This window comes from Endozoicomonas arenosclerae, from assembly GCF_001562015.1.
Classification (GTDB): Bacteria; Pseudomonadota; Gammaproteobacteria; order Pseudomonadales; family Endozoicomonadaceae; genus Endozoicomonas_A; species Endozoicomonas_A arenosclerae.
In genome coordinates, this window is record NZ_LASA01000266.1 from 1 (window position 1) to 1,068 (window position 1,068).

Annotated in this window: 1 protein-coding gene and 1 pseudogene; both read right to left on the bottom strand. The window is 40.4% G+C overall.

Going from position 1 to position 1,068, the window contains the following annotated elements; translation table 11 throughout:
* Window positions 1-205: 205 nt before the first annotated feature.
* Window positions 206-868 (bottom strand): condensation domain-containing protein, encoded by a 663-nt coding sequence (locus WG89_RS28640; protein ID WP_245662998.1) that lies wholly within the window; start codon window positions 866-868, stop codon window positions 206-208.
* Between the two features lie 20 nt (window positions 869-888).
* Window positions 889-1,068, bottom strand: a pseudogene (locus WG89_RS31515) (IS5/IS1182 family transposase); the annotation flags it as partial.

Here is a 1,068-nt window from a genome sequence, read left to right on the forward strand (position 1 = left end):
GAGCCATATGACCTTCTGGAAGATAATCCTGGATGCTGGCAGGGAAAAGGTCGGGAGTGTTTCGGTCGACCGGTTTGAACTTCCACTTATTCATAGTGCTTTGAGTGTTACTGGTACTGGAATCAGGATTTTACCTGTTTTGCTGGTTAAGTCCGACAGGCTCCTAGGAGACTCGAATAAACTGGATAGAGAGTTTACAAGAAATTTATCTTCGAGTGTTCAGATTGATGCAATTGCCCTGGTAATGGGAATGATTGTTATTAGTGATTTCTTTGATAGAGAAAGATGAATTTTGAGACTCCATATCGATAGGGTAGTTTTCAAATACCAATAGAGTATTGAATAACTCGTGAGATGGTAAGTCACCAGAGACATGTGTTATGTCACTCAAAGATACATGACCCCAAGACAGGCAGATCTGATACTGCTCATGAAGTTGTATCAACCAGTCCGAAATAATGACGTTTTCAGGAATAGAGACCCTCACAGGGATTGTATTAATAAAACAACCAATCATTTGGTCAATGTTATCAATTTCAGAAGGTCGACCAGAAACGGTTTGACCAAAGACTATATCATTTTGGCCGTTGTATCGACTCAGAAGCAAACCCCAAGCAGCTTGTAATAAAGTATTCAGGGTAATATTCAATGAAGATACAGTATTATTCAGCATTCGGCTGAAATTTCTGTTAAGTTGAACCTCATGCTTTAGAATGATGGCATTGTCCTGAACAGTATTTCCATCAGAAAACGGGAGAGTGCTAGGGAACCTGCGAATAACCTCTAATTTACTTCCCTTCTTGAATCGAGTTCGAAGTAGGACTGAAATCAGAGGTCTCAACCCCTTATTTGTATGATATTTAGCCACTTTCGTGACTTCAGGGCGGACTAACCCTGTGCCCGGATCATTTGATCCAGTCGAACAATATTCGCCAGGGCAAATAAAGTAGACAGTTTATTGTCATTCTTCTTCAAACCTCGATACCTGGCTTTTATAAATCCAAATTGACACTTAATGATTCTGTAGGGGTGTTCGACTGCTGCTCTCAGACTGTCCTTGGTAAATTC